Source organism: Pseudomonas sp. GD03858 (assembly GCF_029840925.1).
GTDB lineage: Bacteria > Pseudomonadota > Gammaproteobacteria > Pseudomonadales > Pseudomonadaceae > Aquipseudomonas.
This window is the reverse complement of sequence record NZ_JAOCDM010000124.1, coordinates 1-16,965: the sequence shown is the minus strand read 5'-3', so window position 1 is coordinate 16,965 and position 16,965 is coordinate 1. Positions and strand designations below refer to the sequence as shown.

General features: G+C 61.6%; 14 protein-coding genes. 1 reads left to right on the top strand and 13 read right to left on the bottom strand.

Going from position 1 to position 16,965, the window contains the following annotated elements:
• Nucleotides 1-73: 73 nt before the first annotated feature.
• The 9 genes from sucD to sdhC all read right to left on the bottom strand — a co-directional run bounded on the left by sucD (nt 74) and on the right by sdhC (nt 11,409).
• A complete protein-coding gene (gene sucD / locus N5D48_RS22975; RefSeq protein WP_016393102.1) occupies nt 74-958 on the bottom strand; it encodes a succinate--CoA ligase subunit alpha in 885 nt (294 codons plus the stop codon).
• On the bottom strand, nt 958-2,124 hold the full coding sequence (gene sucC, locus N5D48_RS22970; RefSeq protein WP_279888239.1) for an ADP-forming succinate--CoA ligase subunit beta: 1,167 nt from the start codon (nt 2,122-2,124) through the stop codon (nt 958-960). The genes sucD and sucC overlap by 1 nt, the downstream gene beginning before the upstream one ends.
• A gap of 172 nt (nt 2,125-2,296) precedes the next feature.
• The gene (gene lpdA / locus N5D48_RS22965) at nt 2,297-3,733 is read right to left on the bottom strand and encodes a dihydrolipoyl dehydrogenase (protein WP_279888237.1); all 1,437 of its coding nucleotides are present in this window, start codon (nt 3,731-3,733) and stop codon (nt 2,297-2,299) included.
• A gap of 95 nt (nt 3,734-3,828) precedes the next feature.
• Nucleotides 3,829-5,049, bottom strand: coding sequence for a 2-oxoglutarate dehydrogenase complex dihydrolipoyllysine-residue succinyltransferase (gene odhB, locus N5D48_RS22960; protein ID WP_279888235.1), 1,221 nt, complete (start codon nt 5,047-5,049; stop codon nt 3,829-3,831).
• A 42-nt stretch (nt 5,050-5,091) separates the two neighbouring features.
• The gene (locus tag N5D48_RS22955; RefSeq protein WP_279888233.1) at nt 5,092-7,923 is read right to left on the bottom strand and encodes a 2-oxoglutarate dehydrogenase E1 component; all 2,832 of its coding nucleotides are present in this window, start codon (nt 7,921-7,923) and stop codon (nt 5,092-5,094) included.
• A gap of 245 nt (nt 7,924-8,168) precedes the next feature.
• Entirely contained in the window at nt 8,169-8,873 is a 705-nt protein-coding gene (locus N5D48_RS22950; RefSeq protein ID WP_028690457.1) for a succinate dehydrogenase iron-sulfur subunit, read from the bottom strand.
• 11 nt (nt 8,874-8,884) lie between these two features.
• Nucleotides 8,885-10,657 (bottom strand): succinate dehydrogenase flavoprotein subunit, encoded by a 1,773-nt coding sequence (sdhA, locus tag N5D48_RS22945; RefSeq protein ID WP_279888232.1) that lies wholly within the window; start codon nt 10,655-10,657, stop codon nt 8,885-8,887.
• 3 nt (nt 10,658-10,660) lie between these two features.
• Nucleotides 10,661-11,029, bottom strand: coding sequence for a succinate dehydrogenase, hydrophobic membrane anchor protein (sdhD, locus tag N5D48_RS22940; RefSeq protein WP_028690455.1), 369 nt, complete (start codon nt 11,027-11,029; stop codon nt 10,661-10,663).
• Entirely contained in the window at nt 11,023-11,409 is a 387-nt protein-coding gene (gene sdhC, locus N5D48_RS22935; protein WP_088852917.1) for a succinate dehydrogenase, cytochrome b556 subunit, read from the bottom strand. Before sdhC ends, sdhD begins: the two co-directional genes overlap by 7 nt.
• Nucleotides 11,410-11,762: 353 nt before the next feature.
• Here sdhC and gltA point away from each other — a divergent pair, with 353 nt between their 5' ends.
• The gene (gene gltA, locus N5D48_RS22930) at nt 11,763-13,052 is read left to right on the top strand and encodes a citrate synthase (RefSeq protein ID WP_279888227.1); all 1,290 of its coding nucleotides are present in this window, start codon (nt 11,763-11,765) and stop codon (nt 13,050-13,052) included.
• Nucleotides 13,053-13,260: 208 nt separating this feature from the next.
• Here gltA and N5D48_RS22925 read toward each other — a convergent pair whose 3' ends face one another.
• The 4 genes from N5D48_RS22925 to N5D48_RS22910 form a co-directional block, all read right to left on the bottom strand.
• On the bottom strand, nt 13,261-13,866 hold the full coding sequence (locus N5D48_RS22925) for an START domain-containing protein (RefSeq protein WP_279888225.1): 606 nt from the start codon (nt 13,864-13,866) through the stop codon (nt 13,261-13,263).
• Between the two features lie 32 nt (nt 13,867-13,898).
• On the bottom strand, nt 13,899-14,153 hold the full coding sequence (locus tag N5D48_RS22920; RefSeq protein WP_023628900.1) for a YkgJ family cysteine cluster protein: 255 nt from the start codon (nt 14,151-14,153) through the stop codon (nt 13,899-13,901).
• A 107-nt stretch (nt 14,154-14,260) separates the two neighbouring features.
• Nucleotides 14,261-14,725: a hypothetical protein gene (locus N5D48_RS22915; protein ID WP_279888223.1), complete on the bottom strand. Its 465-nt coding sequence runs from the start codon at nt 14,723-14,725 to the stop codon at nt 14,261-14,263.
• Between the two features lie 63 nt (nt 14,726-14,788).
• The gene (locus tag N5D48_RS22910; RefSeq protein ID WP_279888221.1) at nt 14,789-16,231 is read right to left on the bottom strand and encodes a PLP-dependent aminotransferase family protein; all 1,443 of its coding nucleotides are present in this window, start codon (nt 16,229-16,231) and stop codon (nt 14,789-14,791) included.
• Between the last annotated feature and the right edge of the window lie 734 nt (nt 16,232-16,965).

Here is a 16,965-nt window from a genome sequence, read left to right as displayed (position 1 = left end):
CCAGCACAGCCGCAACAACGACAAAGGCCACCCGAAGGTGGCCTTTGTGCGCGTGGGGGGTACTGCGTGTTACTTACTTCTTGGCTTCCCAGCCAGTCAGCTCGGCCAGGGCCTTGCCGATGTCAGCCAGGGAACGCACGGTTTTCACGCCGGCGTCCTGCAGGGCGGCGAACTTCTCGTCCGCAGTGCCCTTGCCGCCGGAGATGATGGCGCCAGCATGACCCATGCGCTTGCCCGCTGGTGCGGTAACACCGGCGATGTAGGAAACGACAGGCTTGGTCACGTTGGCCTTGATGTAGGCCGCGGCTTCTTCTTCAGCGGAACCGCCGATCTCGCCGATCATGACGATCGCTTCGGTCTTCGGGTCTTCCTGGAACAGCTTCAGGATATCGATGAAGTTGGAGCCCGGGATCGGGTCACCGCCGATGCCGACGCAGGTCGACTGGCCGAAGCCGGCGTCGGTGGTCTGCTTCACAGCTTCGTAGGTCAGGGTGCCGGAACGCGAAACGATACCGACCTTGCCTGGCAGGTGGATGTGACCCGGCATGATGCCGATCTTGCACTCGCCTGGAGTGATCACGCCTGGGCAGTTAGGGCCGATCAGGGTCACGCCCAGCTCGTCGCACTTGACCTTGGCGTCCAGCATGTCGAGGGTAGGAATGCCCTCGGTGATGCAGACGATCAGCTTGATGCCACCGAAGGCGGCTTCCAGGATCGAGTCCTTGCAGAAAGGAGCCGGTACGTAGATGACCGACGCGTCAGCGCCGGTGGCTTCTACGGCTTCTTTCACGGTGTTGAACACCGGCAGGCCCAGGTGGGTGGTGCCACCCTTGCCTGGGGTGACGCCGCCGACCATCTTGGTGCCGTAGGCGATGGCTTGTTCGGAGTGGAAAGTACCCTGCGAGCCGGTGAAGCCCTGGCAGATGACTTTGGTGTCTTTATTGATCAGGACGCTCATTACTTGCCCTCCGCAGCTTTGACAACTTGTTGAGCAGCGTCGGTCAGGCTGGTTGCCGCAATGATGTTCAAACCGCTTTCTGCCAGTACTTTAGCGCCCAGTTCGGCGTTGTTGCCTTCGAGGCGAACGACGACCGGAACCTTGACGCCGACTTCTTTCACCGCGCCGATGATGCCTTCGGCAATCATGTCGCAGCGAACGATGCCGCCGAAGATGTTGACCAGGACGGCCGCGACATTGCTGTCGGACAGAATGATCTTGAACGCTTCGGTAACGCGCTCTTTGGTAGCGCCGCCGCCCACGTCGAGGAAGTTGGCCGGTTTGCCGCCGTGCAGGTTGACGATGTCCATGGTACCCATGGCCAGGCCGGCACCGTTGACCATGCAGCCGATGTTGCCTTCGAGGGCAACGTAGTTCAGTTCGAACTTGGCGGCGTGGGCTTCACGGGCGTCGTCCTGCGACGGGTCGTGGAAGGTCTTCAGCTTCGGCTGACGGTACATGGCGTTGGCGTCGATGTTGATCTTGGCATCGAGGCAGTGCAGGTCGCCGTCGGCCTTGATCACCAGCGGGTTCACTTCCAGCAGGGCCAGATCGTGATCCTTGAACAGCTTGGCCAGGCCTACGAAGATCTTGGCGAACTGTTGGACTTGCTTGCCTTCCAGACCCAGCTGGAACGCCAGTTCACGACCCTGGAACGGCTGAGCGCCGACCAGCGGATCGATGGTGGCCTTGAGGATCTTCTCAGGAGTCTCGTGAGCGACCTTCTCGATGTCCACGCCACCTTCGGTGGAAGCCATGAACACGATGCGGCGGCTCGAGCGATCGACTACAGCGCCCAGGTACAGCTCTTTGGCGATGTCAGTGCAGGATTCGACCAGGATCTTGGAAACTGGCTGACCATTGGCATCGGTCTGGTAGGTGACCAGGTTCTTGCCCAGCCACTGCGCAGCGAACGCCTTGGCGTCTTCCTTGCTGCGAACCAGCTTGACGCCGCCCGCCTTGCCGCGACCACCGGCGTGAACCTGGGCCTTGACGACCCACTCGGAACCGCCGATCTTTTCGCAGGCTGCTGCAGCTTGCTCAGGGGTATCGACAGCGAAACCCTTGGAAACTGGCAGGCCGTATTCAGCGAACAGCTGCTTACCCTGATACTCGTGAAGATTCATGCTTTTTACCGTCTTCGTTAGGTACTGCGCTTCGGCGCTGCGCCATCACTGGCGCCGCACCACCTGTGACCGTTGACCCCGGGTTTTCCCGTGTGATCCGGTCCGGCGGACGTTCCGCGGTGAGTCTTGCACGCAAGACCCACGACGGGCAGCCCGCCGTGGTTTCTTATAATTAACGCTTCTTACGGTTGGCGACGTGAATGGCACCGCCATTCACCGCCAGCGCTGCTTCATGCAACGCTTCGGACAGGGTCGGATGGCTGAAGACCATCATGCCCAGATCCTCGGCACTGGTGCCGAATTCCATTGCGATCGCGCCCTGCTGCACCAGTTCGGCAGCCGATGGGCCGATCACGTGAACGCCCAGTACGCGGTCGGTCTTGGCATCGGCGATGACCTTGACGAAACCACCGGTGTCGTTGGCCGCCATCGCACGGCCGCTGGCCGCGAACGGGAAGGTGCCCACGTTAACCTCAACGCCTTCGGCTTTCAACGCCTGTTCGGTCTTGCCGACCCACGCGATTTCCGGGTGGGTGTAGATGACCGACGGGATCAGGTCGTAGTTCATCTGGGCCTTGTGGCCCTTGATGCGCTCGACAACCATGATGCCCTCTTCCGAGGCCTTGTGCGCCAGCATCATGCCGCGCACCACGTCACCGATGGCGTAGACGCCCGGAACGCTGGTGGCGCAGTGATCGTCGACGAAGATGTAGCCACGCTCGTCGATGGTCACGCCGCTGTCGGCGGCCAGCAGGTCGGTGGTCACCGGACGACGGCCGACCGCGACGATCAGCTTGTCGAAGGTGATCTTCTGCTCGCCTTCGGCGTTGGTGTAGGTCACTTCGACTTCGTTGCCGTTGACTTTCGAGCCGGTGACGCGAGCGCCCAGCTTGATGTCCAGGCCTTGCTTGGTCAGGGTCTTCTGGGCTTCTTTCGACACGGCGGTGTCGGCAGCCATCAGGAAGGTGTCCAGGGCTTCCAGGACGGTGACTTCGGCACCCAGGCGAGCCCATACCGAGCCCAGCTCCAGGCCGATCACGCCGGCACCGATGACGCCCAGGCGCTTCGGTACGCTCTGGAATTCCAGGGCGCCGGTGGAGTCGACGATGACATTCTGGTCGACCGGAGCCGGCGGAATGTCGATCGGGCGCGAGCCGGAGGCCAGGATCACGTTCTCGGCTTCGATGATTTCGGTGGTGCCGTCAGCCTTGGTGACTTCGACTTTCTTGCCGGCCAGCAGCTTGCCGTGGCCCTGGATCGAAGTAACGCCGTTGGCCTTGAACAGGGTGGCGACGCCACCGGTCAGGTTCTTGACGATGCCAGCCTTGCGGCCAACCATCGCGGCCACGTCCATCTTCACTTCGCCAGTGGAGATACCGTGAACGTTGAAGCTCTCTTTGGCTTCCTTGTACTTCCAGGAGCTGTCCAGCAGCGCCTTGGAAGGAATGCAGCCGACGTTCAGGCAGGTGCCGCCCAGGGCCAGCTTGCCCTCGGCGTCGGTGTACTTCTCGATACAGGCAGTCTTCAGACCGAGCTGGGCAGCCTTGATGGCGGCAACATAGCCGCCAGGACCTGCGCCAATCACCACTACGTCGAATTTCTGGGTCATAAAAGATTCCTTTTTAGCTTCAAGCGGCAAGCTGCAAGCTGCAAGACGAGCACGCTTCTACTTGAAGCTTGCCGCTTGCAGCTTGCAGCTGGGCGTTAGATGTCCAGCAGCAGGCGAGACGGATCTTCCAGCAGGTTCTTGATGGTTACCAGGAAGGTTACCGCTTCCTTGCCGTCGATCAGGCGGTGGTCATAGGACAGCGCCAGGTACATCATCGGGCGGATCACCACTTGGCCATTGATGGCCATCGGGCGCTGGATGATGTTGTGCATACCCAGGATCGCGGCCTGCGGCGGGTTGACGATCGGGGTCGACATCATCGAGCCGAAGGTACCACCGTTGGTGATGGTGAAGGTACCGCCGGTCATCTCTTCGATGGCCAGCTTGCCGTCACGGGCCTTCTTGCCGAAGGTGGCGATGCCGTTCTCGATCTCGGCCAGCGACATCGACTCAGCGTTGCGCAGTACCGGTACCACCAGACCACGGTCGCTGGACACAGCGACGCCGACGTCGGCATAGCCGTGGTAGACGATGTCGTTGCCGTCGATCGAGGCGTTGACCGCCGGGAAGCGCTTCAGCGCCTCGGTGGCCGCCTTGACGAAGAACGACATGAAGCCCAGGCGCACGCCGTTGTGGGTCTTCTCGAACAGGTCCTTGTACTTCGAACGCAGGGCCATGACTTCGGTCATGTCGACTTCGTTGAAGGTGGTCAGCATGGCCATGCTCGACTGGGCTTCGACCAGGCGCTCGGCGATCTTGGCGCGCAGACGGGTCATCGGCACGCGTTTCTCGGTGCGGTCGCCAGCGGCAACCACGACCGGAGCAGCGGCAGCAGCGGCCGGCTTGGCAGCCGGAGCGGCGGCAGGTGCCGACTTCTTGTTGGCGACGGCGGCGACGACGTCTTCCTTGGTGATGCGACCGCCCTTGCCGGTGCCGGCAACGGTGGCCAGGTCGATGCCGTTCTCTTCAGCCAGCTTGCGCGCGGCTGGAGCGGCGACCGGGTCGTCTTCGCCAGCGTCGGCGGCAGCGGCGGCCGGAGCAGCGGCGGCAGGCGCGGCAGCTGGAGCTGCGGCGGCGCCACCTTCAACGATCGAGCCCAGGACTTCGTCGGACAGGACGGTGTCGCCCTCGCCCTTGACGATGGCGCCCAGCACGCCGTCGGCGGTGGCCAGGACTTCCAGGACGACCTTGTCGGTCTCGATGTCGACGATCAGCTCGTCACGCTTGACGGCGTCGCCCGGCTGCTTGTGCCAGGTGGCAACGGTGCCATCGGCAACCGATTCCGGGAAGGTTGGGGCTTTGATCTCGATAGCCATTATCTGTGTTTCCTTAAATTCGGTTTCAGGTGCGCGAAGGCGTTAGACAGTGAAGGCGTCTTGCAGCAGTTTCTCCTGCTGTTCGGCGTGCTTCGATGCGTAACCACAGGCTGGCGCGGCGGAAGCGTCGCGACCGGCGTATTCCAGGACCAGTGCCTTGTTATGGCGGCCCAGGATACGGCGCATGTGGTGCTGGCTGCTGTACCAGGCGCCCTGGTTCATCGGTTCTTCCTGACACCACACTGCATGCTTGAGGTTGGTGTAAGGCGCGAGGATCTCGACCAGGTCGTCCTCAGGGAACGGGTACAGCTGCTCGATACGCACGATGGCGATATCTTCGCGGCCTTCGGCACGGCGTTTTTCCAGCAGGTCGTAGTAGACCTTGCCACCGCACAGGACCAGGCGTTCGACCTTGGCCGGATCCAGGCTGTCGATTTCCGGGATCACGGTCTGGAACGAGCCATCGGCCAGGTCTTCCAGGGTCGACACGGCCAGCTTGTGACGCAGCAGCGACTTCGGCGTCAGCACGACCAGCGGCTTGCGCAGCGGACGGATGACCTGGCGACGCAGCAGGTGGTAGATCTGTGCCGGGGTAGTCGGTACGCAGACCTGGATGTTGTGCTCGGCGCACAGCTGCAGGTAGCGCTCCAGACGTGCGGAGGAGTGCTCCGGACCCTGCCCTTCGTAACCGTGTGGCAGCAGCATGGTCAGACCGCACAGACGGCCCCACTTGTGCTCGCCGCTGGTGATGAACTGGTCGATCACCACTTGCGCGCCGTTGGCGAAGTCGCCGAACTGGGCTTCCCAGATCACCAGCGCGTTCGGCGTGGTGGTCGAATAGCCGTATTCGAAGGCCAGTACCGCCTCTTCCGAGAGGAAGGAGTCGTACAGGTCGAAGCGCGGCTGGCCCGGGAACAGGTTCTTCAGCGGCACGTAGGTGCTGGCGTCCTTCTGGTTGTGCAGCACCGCGTGACGGTGCGAGAAGGTGCCACGGCCGATGTCCTGGCCGGTCATGCGGATCGGGTGACCTTCGAACTGCAGGGTGGCGTAGGCCATGGTCTCTGCATAACCCCAGTTGATCGGCAAGCCACCGGCCTGCATCTTCTGGCGATCTTCGTAGATCTTGGCGACCTGGCGCTGGACGACGAAACCTTCAGGCAGCTCGAGCAGCTTGGCCGACAGCTCCTGCAGGGTCTTGAGGTCGAAGCGGGTGTCGTGACGCGCGGTCCAGGCATGGCCCAGGTACGGACGCCAGTCGACGAACAGCTCGCGGTTCGGCTCCTTGACCAGGCTCTTGACCACGTGCAGGCCGTTGTCCAGGGCGTTGCGGTACTCGTCGACCTTGGCCTGGGCACGCTCGGCGTCGATGCGACCGGCGCTGATCAGCTGCTCGGCGTACAGCTCACGGGTGGTGCGCTGCTTGCTGATCTGCTGGTACATCAGCGGCTGGGTGCCATTCGGCTCGTCGGCCTCGTTGTGGCCGCGACGACGGTAGCAGACCAGGTCGATGACCACGTCACGCTTGAACTGCATGCGGTAGTCGATGGCCAGCTGGGTGACGAACATCACCGCTTCCGGATCGTCGCCGTTCACGTGCAGGATCGGCGCCTGGATCATCTTGGCAACGTCGGTGGCGTACTCGGTGGAGCGCGCGTCCAGCGGGTTGCTGATGGTGAAACCGACCTGGTTGTTGATCACGATGTGCACGGTGCCGCCGGTCTTGAAACCGCGGGTCTGCGACATCTGGAAGGTTTCCATGACCACACCCTGGCCGGCGAACGCTGCGTCACCGTGGATGGAGATCGGCAGAACCTTGTCGCCAACGGTGTCGTTGCGGCGATCCTGGCGGGCGCGAACCGAACCTTCCACCACTGGCGAGACGATTTCCAGGTGGGAGGGGTTGAACGCCATGGCCAGGTGGACTTCGCCACCGGGGGTCATCACGTTGGAAGAGAAGCCCTGGTGATACTTCACGTCACCGGAGCCCAGCTCGTTCATCTTCTTGCCTTCGAACTCGTCGAACAGCTCGCGCGGGTTCTTGCCGAAGGTGTTGACGAGCACGTTCAGACGGCCACGGTGGGCCATGCCGATCACGACTTCCTTGGTGCCGTAGGAGCCGGAGCGCTGGATCATTTCGTCCAGCATCGGGATCAGGCTTTCGCCACCCTCCAGGCCGAAGCGCTTGGTGCCCGGGTACTTGGTGCCCAGGTACTTCTCCAGGCCCTCACCGGCCGTGACGCGCTCGAGCAGGTGAGCCTGCACGTCGGCGGAGAAATCCGGACGGCCACGCACGCTTTCCAGGCGCTGCTGGAACCAGCTGCGCTGCTCGGAATCGACGATGTGGGTGAACTCGGCGCCAATGGTGCGACAATATGTCTTCTGCAGCGCTTCGAAAATTTCGCGTAGGCTCGCTTCCTCTTTGCCGATGAACAGGTCGCCGGCACGGAAGGTCGTATCAAGATCGGCATTGGTCAAGCCGTAATGATTGATCGACAGGTCTACGGGCGCAGGACGCTGCCACAACCCCAACGGGTCGAGCTTGGCAGCCTGATGGCCGCGCATACGATAGGCCTGGATCAGTCGCAGCACTTCAACCTGCTTCTTCTCGTGTTCACTGCTCACGCTCCCGGCGGATACCGGTTGGGCGCGGCGCTGGTTCTTTGCCAGCAGTACGAAATGGTCGCGGATCGTCGAGTGCGATACATCGGTAGCGGTGCTGCCGTCGGCGGGCAACTTCTGGAAGTAGGTGCGCCACTCTTCTGGCACAGCGTTAGGGTCGTGCAGGTAGAGCTCATAAAGCTCTTCCACATATGCAGCGTTACCACCTGAAAGGTGGGCGCTTTCCCACATGCGCTGCATCACGCTTTCTTGCATGCTTGGTCACCCTCGGTTAGGGGACTGATCGGCGAGAGCCACAGCAAACCTGGAAAAGTCCGAACACAGCGACTGAACCACGCCACTTGGATCCTGCTGATTTTCCGGGTACCAGCCCGGAAGCCCCTGCTGGTCTCATATCTTCATAGGTAATGAGCTCGGGCTTTGTGGGCCCTTGCTCGGGTTTTACCTCGGTGCGGGCTCACCACCCGCACCTCGGCTTACTGCAGGTACAACGCTTTGAATCAGGTGCCGCTTTGCAGCAGCATGTTGCGTACGTGGCCGATCGCCTTGGTCGGGTTCAGACCCTTGGGGCAAACGTTCACGCAGTTCATGATCCCGCGGCAGCGGAATACGCTGAACGGGTCATCCAGGGACGCCAGGCGCTCCTGAGTCTTGGTGTCGCGGCTGTCGGCCAGGAAGCGGTAGGCCTGCAGCAGTGCGGCGGGGCCCAGGAACTTGTCCGGGTTCCACCAGAACGACGGGCAGGAGGTCGAGCAGCAGGCGCACAGGATGCACTCGTACAGACCGTCCAGCTTGTCGCGATCTTCCGGCGACTGCAGACGCTCGATGGCCGGGGCCGGAGTATCGTTCTGCAGGAACGGCTTCACCTTCTCGTACTGCTTGTAGAAGATGCTCATATCGACGACCAGGTCACGGATAACCGGCAGACCCGGCAGCGGACGCAGGACCAACTTGTTACCTTTTACGACAGCGGACAGCGGCGTGATGCACGCCAGGCCGTTCTTGCCGTTGATGTTCATGCCATCGGAGCCGCACACGCCCTCACGGCAGGAGCGACGGTACGAGAAGCCCTCGTCCTGCTCCTTGATCAGCGCCAGCACGTCCAGGACCATCAGATCCTTGCCGCCGGTGTCGACCTGGAAGGTCTGCATCTTCGGCGCCGAATCGGTGTCCGGGTTGTAACGATAAACTTCGACTTGCAACATAGCGGCCACCCTTAGTAAGTCCGGACTTTCGGTTCGAAGGCAGGAACTGTCTTCGGCGCAAAGTTGACGCCGCGCTTGGCGACGCGCTTCTCACCCGGGTAGTACAGGGTGTGGCACAGCCAGTTCTCGTCGTCACGGTCTTCGAAGTCTTCACGGGCGTGCGCGCCGCGGGACTCTTTACGGGCTTCAGCGGCGATGGCGGTCGCCTCGGCAACTTCCAGCAGGTTCTGCAGCTCCAGCGCTTCGATACGCGCGGTGTTGAAGGCCTGGGACTTGTCGTTGATCTTGACGTTGGCGATGCGGTCGCGCAGGCCAGCCAGCTGCTCGATCCCCTTCTGCATGTATTCGCCGGTACGGAATACACCGAAGTAGTTCTGCATGCAGCTCTGCAGCTCGCGCTTGAGGCTGGCGACGTCTTCGCCGGTGGTGCGCTCGTTGAGCTTGTTCAGGCGGCTCAGGGCAACGTCGATGTCGGTATCGCTGGCATCCAGGTACTCGACGCCGTCGCTCAGCGCCTTCTCCAGGTGCAGGCCGGCGGCACGGCCGAACACCACCAGGTCGAGCAGCGAGTTGCCGCCCAGGCGGTTGGCACCGTGAACCGATACGCACGCCACTTCACCTACGGCGAACAGGCCCGGGATGATGTGATCCTTGCCGTCGGCGTCCATGGTGATGGCCTGGCCATGAATGTTGGTGGCAACGCCGCCCATCATGTAGTGGCAGGTCGGGATGACCGGTACCGGCGCGACCACAGGGTCGACGTGGGCGAAGGTCTTGGACAGCTCGCAGATGCCTGGCAGGCGGCTGTGCAGCACTTCCTCGCCCAGGTGGTCCAGCTTCAGCAGCACGTGGTCCTTGTTCGGGCCCACGCCGTTGCCGGCGATGATCTCTTTGACCATGGAACGAGCTACTACGTCGCGGCCCGCCAAGTCTTTGGCGTTAGGAGCGTAACGCTCCATGAAGCGCTCGCCGTGGGCGTTGATCAGGTAGCCACCCTCACCGCGGCAACCTTCGGTGACCAGTACACCGGCGCCGGCGATGCCGGTCGGGTGGAACTGCCACATCTCGATGTCCTGCACCGGCACGCCGGCACGCAGGGCCATGCCGACACCGTCACCGGTGTTGATCAGGGCGTTGGTGGTGGAGGCGTAGATACGACCGGCACCGCCAGTGGCCAGCACGGTGGCCTTGGACTTGATGTACATGGTTTCGCCGGTTTCGATGCAGATCGCGATCACACCGACGAAAGCGCCGTCCTGGTTCTTCACCAGGTCGACGGCGTAGTACTCGTTGAGGAAGGTGGTGCCTGCTTTCAGGTTGCCCTGGTACAGGGTGTGCAGCAGCGCGTGACCGGTACGGTCGGAAGCGGCGCAGGTACGGGCGGCCTGACCACCTTTACCGAAGTCCTTGGACTGGCCACCGAACGGGCGCTGGTAGATACGGCCAGTCTCGGTACGCGAGAACGGCAGGCCCATGTGGTCCAGTTCGAAGACCGCGGCCGGGCCTTCCTGACACATGTATTCGATCGCGTCCTGGTCACCGATGTAGTCGGAACCCTTGACGGTGTCGTACATGTGCCAGCGCCAGTCGTCGTTCGGGTCGGCCGAAGCGATGGCGCAGGTGATGCCGCCCTGGGCGGATACGGTGTGCGAACGGGTCGGGAACACCTTGGTGACTACGGCAGTCTTGTGGCCGCCTTGAGCCAGCTGCAGCGCTGCGCGCATGCCAGCGCCGCCGCCACCGATAATGATGGCGTCGAAGGAAATCGTAGGAATGTTAGCCATGAATCAGATACCCCAGAGAATCTGCACACCCCAGACGAAGTAAGCGAACATCGCTACGCCGCATACCGCCTGGAACAGGAAACGAATCGCAGTCGCCGACTTGCCGAAGGACATCGGCGTCAGGTAGTCGGTGGCAATGGTCCACATGCCGACCCAGGCGTGAGCGCCCAGGGCAACGAGGGCCAGCAGACTGAAGATGCGCATCGCGTTGTTGGAGAACAGAGCGTGCCACTGGGCGTAGTCGATACCCGGGTGGGCAGCGAGGTAGCCGATCAGGAAGATGAAGTAAGCCGCGAGAACGACCGCCGAGACGCGCTGCGCCATCCAGTCGTAGAGGCCCGAACGCGACAGGTTCGTGACGTTAGTTACCATACCCAAACTCCTGCCAGAACGATCAGCACCACGGAGATGACGATCACGATTTTCGAGCCCAGCTTGCCGCCTTCCAGCGTCTCACCGATGCCCATGTCCATGATCAGGTGGCGCACACCTGCCACGAGGTGATACAGCAGGCCGGACAGCAGGCCCCAGGTCACCAGTTTGGCCAGCGGACTGGTCAGACACGCCTTCACCTCGGCAAAGCCTTCCTCGCCGCCCAGCGACTTGCTCAATGCGTACAGCATGATGGCAAGGCCGAGGAACAGGATGACGCCGGAGATACGGTGAAGAATGGACGTGTACGCGGTGATCGGGAGTTTGATGGTCCTTAGGTCTAGGTTTACAGGTCGTTGGCTTTTCACGGCTTTTTTCACACTGAAGAGCCCCTAGCTAACAGGGCAAAGTTGTTGGTAAGTGTACTGGTCAGGTACCCACCACCCAGGAGAGCGACGACACCCAGCAGGACGGGCCTTGAAAGCCCCTGGGAGTCGGCTGCCGAGTATAGACAGTTAGGCTGCTTATGACAACGTGAGGGGCTAGCCCAAATAGCGCATTGCCTTTAGCGAACAAAAGGCGTAAACGGGCGAGAATTTCGTGAAAAACCATGCCCCAGAGGGCGTTTCAACCAGCCTTTAGGCAAATTGACATTCGAATTTATCCCTCTATAGTGGTGCGGGCCCTGCGTGGGGGGTCTGTCTGATGATTTCAAGCATTAATAGGAGGCCACATGGCTGACAAAAAAGCGCAGTTGATCATCGAGGGCGCTGCCCCCGTCGAGCTGCCCATTTTAACCGGCACCGTTGGTCCCGATGTTATCGACGTCCGCGGGTTGGGGGCATCAGGCCACTTCACCTTCGACCCTGGTTTCATGGCGACCGCCTCGTGCGAGTCGAAGATCACCTACATCGACGGCGACAAGGGCGTCCTGCTGCACCGCGGCTACCCGATCGAGCAACTCGCCGAAAAATCGGACTACCTCGAAACCTGCTACCTGCTGCTCAACGGCGAACTGCCGAACGCCGAGCAGAAGGCTCAGTTCGTCAGCACCGTGAAGAACCACACCATGGTTCACGAGCAGCTGAAGTCGTTCTTCAACGGTTTCCGCCGCGACGCTCACCCAATGGCGGTGATGTGCGGCGTGGTCGGCGCCCTGTCGGCGTTCTATCACGACTCGCTGGACATCAATAACCCGCAGCACCGCGAGATCTCCGCGGTTCGCCTGGTCGCCAAGATGCCGACCCTGGCGGCAATGGTCTACAAGTACTCCATGGGCCAGCCCATGATGTACCCGCGCAACGACCTGTCGTACGCGGAAAACTTCCTGCACATGATGTTCAACACCCCGTGCGAGATCAAACCGATCAGCCCGGTGCTGGCCAAGGCGATGGACCGGATCTTCATCCTCCACGCCGATCACGAGCAGAACGCCTCCACCTCCACCGTGCGCCTGGCGGGCTCCTCGGGCGCCAACCCGTTCGCCTGCATCGCCGCTGGCATCGCCGCCCTGTGGGGCCCTGCCCACGGCGGCGCGAACGAAGCCGTGCTGACCATGCTCGATGAAATCGGCGATGTCTCGAACATCGACAAGTTCATCGCCAAGGCCAAGGACAAGAACGATCCGTTCAAGCTCATGGGCTTCGGTCACCGCGTGTACAAGAACCGCGACCCGCGCGCCACCGTGATGAAGCAGACCTGCGACGAAGTCCTGGGCGAGCTGGGCATCAAGAACGATCCGCAGCTGGAACTGGCCATGCGCCTGGAAGAGATCGCCCTGACCGATCCGTACTTCATCGAGCGCTCGCTGTACCCGAACGTCGACTTCTACTCGGGCATCATCCTGAAGGCCATCGGCATTCCGACCAGCATGTTCACCGTGATCTTCGCCCTGGCACGTACCGTGGGCTGGATCTCGCACTGGAAAGAGATGCTCTCCGGCCCGTACAAGATCGGCCGTCCGCGCCAGCTGTACACCGGTTACGAGCAGCGTGACATCGTCGAGCTGAAGAACCGCAAGTAAGCCTCTCGGCTGAACGTAAAAAAGGCTGCCCTCGGGCAGCCTTTTTTATTGTTCCGGCACACGATCTGCTTCTCTGTAGGAGCGGCCTTGCGTCGCGAAGGGGCTGCGCGGCAGCCCCAGGATCTCGAGCCAGTCTCAAGATCGTCGGGGCCGCTGCGCGGCCCTTTCGCGACACAAGGCCGCTCCTACACAGGGAGCGCGCCAGCCTTCAGTTCTTCTCGGCGCGTTCCTTCAGCCCCTTGAGGGTATTGAACGGCGCATCGACCACGAACTTGTTGGCCAGCCACGACGGCACGCTGCCGCCCGGCTCGGTGTGCACCTGGTAGGTCACCTCGGTGCTGTCACCCTTGGGCACCAGCTTCCAGAAGCCGTCCACCTGGGCGACACGCACGAAGCCCTTTTCCTCCGGCAGATACTTCGGCTCTTCCTGGAGCTTGCGGGTCAGGCTGCCATCGGCCTCCTGGACCGTGGTCACATGCAGGATCGAATCCCGCGGCGTCACCGGCCAGGGCGTATTGAACTGGGTGTAGGTCCAGCTCTGGTCACCCTCGCTCTTGAGCAGCTTCTGCGACTTGCACTCGTGAATCCAGGCGCAGGCCCCCGCCACGTCTTCCTGCAGCGCCTTGACCTTGGCCAGTGGCGCCTTGATCACGGTCACGCCGCGATAGGCCTTGTACTTCGAACCCGCCACTTCGCTGAGGGAGACCTTGATGCCCTCCTCGTCCTTGGCCACCTGCCAGTTCTCGGCCCAGGCCGTCGGCGCCAGCAGGACGCCCATGCCGCACAACAGTGCAATACCCTTGATCGATCTCATCTCTTGTTCCTTGTTGTCGAAGATCCAACCTGTCACGCCGCCGTCATCTGCTCCAGCCACCCAATGATGCGGATGGCCTCGTCACGATCGTTGCCACAGATGTCCGCTTCCGCCTTGAAGCCGCCACACACCTGCGGCCGCTCGGGCTTGCCGAACAGCGCACAAAGGTTTTCGACATTCAAGTGCAGGCAGCGTTCGCCGGCCGGCTTGCCCTGCGGCATGCCCGGAATCGGCGAACTGATGGACGGGGCGATGCAGCAGGCACCGCAGCCCTCGCGGCATTTCATGACAACAGGACTCCCAGGAGCAAAACGGGACGAACGTCCCTGGATACTAACCGCTCAAACATTCGTTTGAAATTGACAGGCGGATGAAATCACCCGTGACCCAACAGTCAGTTTCGAAATTCAAAATCGATGGCCGCGCCTTCCACGTCATGCCGGCTGTCATTGCGCAACTGCAGCTGCATTTCATTACTGATCAGCCGGCCATTGAGCTGGAACGGACTGCTGTCGGACTCGGGCTTGGTGGGGAACATGGAAGGCAGCAAAGGTTTGCGAATCACCGGGCCATCACCAAGATCAGGCTCGAGGTTCTTGACCAACTCGCTTGGCAGACTCAAGTCGATCTTCGGTTTGTGCAGGGGTTTGGCGATTGCCTTGCTGACAGGCCTGGGCTTGGCTTTAGGCTTGGGTCTGGGTTTGGCAGCAGGCTTGGACTGAGGCTTGGCAGCGGCCTTGGCGGTCGATTTTTGCGCGCCCTGCGTCTTGCTCACCGGCTCGGCAGCCTGCCCCACACCGACGGGCAGCCAGGGCAATGCAAGACACAGGACGATGGCAAGAGGACGAAACAGGTTCATGGACACCAGGGAGCACAGGCTTCAAAGCGCGTATGCTCCCTGTTCCCCGCCAATCTGACAAGCCTACAAAAGCGAGCCACTCGATTCCCGGCATAGTTGCTGGGCCAACAGCCCCAGGGTCATCACCGCCCGCTCCGCCTCCTTGTTCCACGGAATGCCACAATTGAGGCGGATACAGTGGTTGAACTGCTCGGTATTGCTGAAGATCAGGCCGGGGGCGATGCTGATGCCCTGCTCCAGCGCACGCACGTGCAATTCCTGCGTGTTCACCCGCCCCGGCAAGCTGACCCAGAGAATGAAACCTCCGGTAGGCCGGGTCATCTGGGTACCCTCCGGGAAGTGTTGCTGCACCGCCAGCTGGTAGGCACTGAGGTTCTTGCGGTACTCCTGGCGGATATAGCGCAAATGACGGTCATAGCCACCGTTCTCCAGATAGGCCGCCACCGCCATCTGCGTCACGCTGCAGGCCGAATGCGTGGTGAACGTCTGCAGGCGCTGAATCTCGTCCTGGTAGCGACCGGCGATCATCCAGCCGACCCGAACGCCCGGTGACAATGTCTTGGAGAAGCTCGAGCAGTAGATGACACGGTCCAGGCGATCGAATGCCTTGAGCGCTTTGGTACGCCCCTGCTCGAACATCAGTTCGCCATAGATGTCGTCTTCGACGACCTGGATGTCGAAGTCCGATGCCAGGCGCAGCAATTGTTTCTGCCGCTCCTCCGGCATGGTGCCGCCCAGCGGATTGCTCAGGCGCGTGGTCAGCACCAGAGCCTTGATCGACCATTGATTGGCCGCCAACTGCAAGGCCTCCAGACTGATGCCGGTGGACGGATCACTGGGGATCTCGATGACCTTGAGTCCGAGCAGGTCGGCCAACTGCAACAAGCCATAGTAAGTCGGCGATTCCGCGGCGATCAGGTCGCCTGGGCGGGTCAGTACTCGCAGCGACATCTGCAGGGCGTCGACGCAACCGTGGGTCACCACCACCTCACGGGGATCCACCAGCACACCGGCATCGCGCATGCGAATGGCGATCTGCCGGCGCAAGGGCTCGAAACCGGGGCTGAACATGTAGCTGAAGGCTCGCGGGCTGTGGAAGCGGGTAACCTTGGCCAACTGCTGATGCAAGGCCCGCACCGGCAGGTAGTCCACGTGCGGCACCGCCGCGCCGAACGGGAAAACGCCGTCGCGTCGCGCCTCGACGAGCACCTGCTGGATAATGCTGGCCCGGGTGACCAGCCCTGGGCGCTCGACCCGGGCGATGTCTGGGGTCTGCGCCGTCAGCGCGGGGGTCTGGTGGACATAGTAGCCGGACTGCGGTCGGGCGCGGATCAGGCCCTGGTCCTCGAGATTGGCATATGCCTGCAGCACGGTTGCGTGGCTGACGTTGAGCTGGGCGCTCATCTTGCGCACCGATGGCACACGTTCGCCAGGCTGGTACACACCACGCCGGATATCGTCGGCCAGTTGCTGGGCGATGCGCTGGTACAGCAGCAGGTTGGTCATGGCGTGTTCTCGAAGCGCGGACGGGATCGTTGTTCTTGTGCGACTCACAGCTGAGCCAGAATACCGTAACAGTTCCGAAGTGTACTGGGACAGATCGCAGAATAGTCAACAATACAGTTGCGTGACAGAGGAAAGATCGGCAACCGTGCCGACGCGGTGACGAACGTACACATCCAACCGCCAGATCTCCTCCAGAACGCAGCTGGCTTTGGCTTTGGCTTTGGCTTTGGCTTTGGCTTTGGCTTTGGCTTTGGCGATCAGAAGTCTACCCCCACAGCCACTAGCGACAGCTGCGCTAGCCCAGGCGCCGCTCGCAACTTCGCGACTTCAGGAGGCCGAACGTAGGCCTTGCGGAGGGAGGTGACGGGCATGGATGCCCGTCAAGCGCTGGGGCCCAGGATGGGCCCTGCAGCGCGGTCCTCCCGGGAGCAAGGCCGGAGAGAGGGAACCCGGAGCGAAGCGGAGGGCCGGATGAATGGAGCGCAGCGTTTTTTGGTTACTTTTTGTCGCGTTTGACAAAAAGTGACCCGCCGTAAGGGCGGAAAGGTGACTATGCGTCAACATCGCAAATGAATGCGCTTACAACTATAAAAACCGATGCCGATCGCCTTTGACTTTGACTTTGACTTTGACTTTGACTTCTAAATAGTTTGTTTTGGAAGTTATATTCGCATTCATTTGCGATGCCGACGCATAGTCACCTTTCCGCCCTTACGGCGGGTCACTTTTTGTCA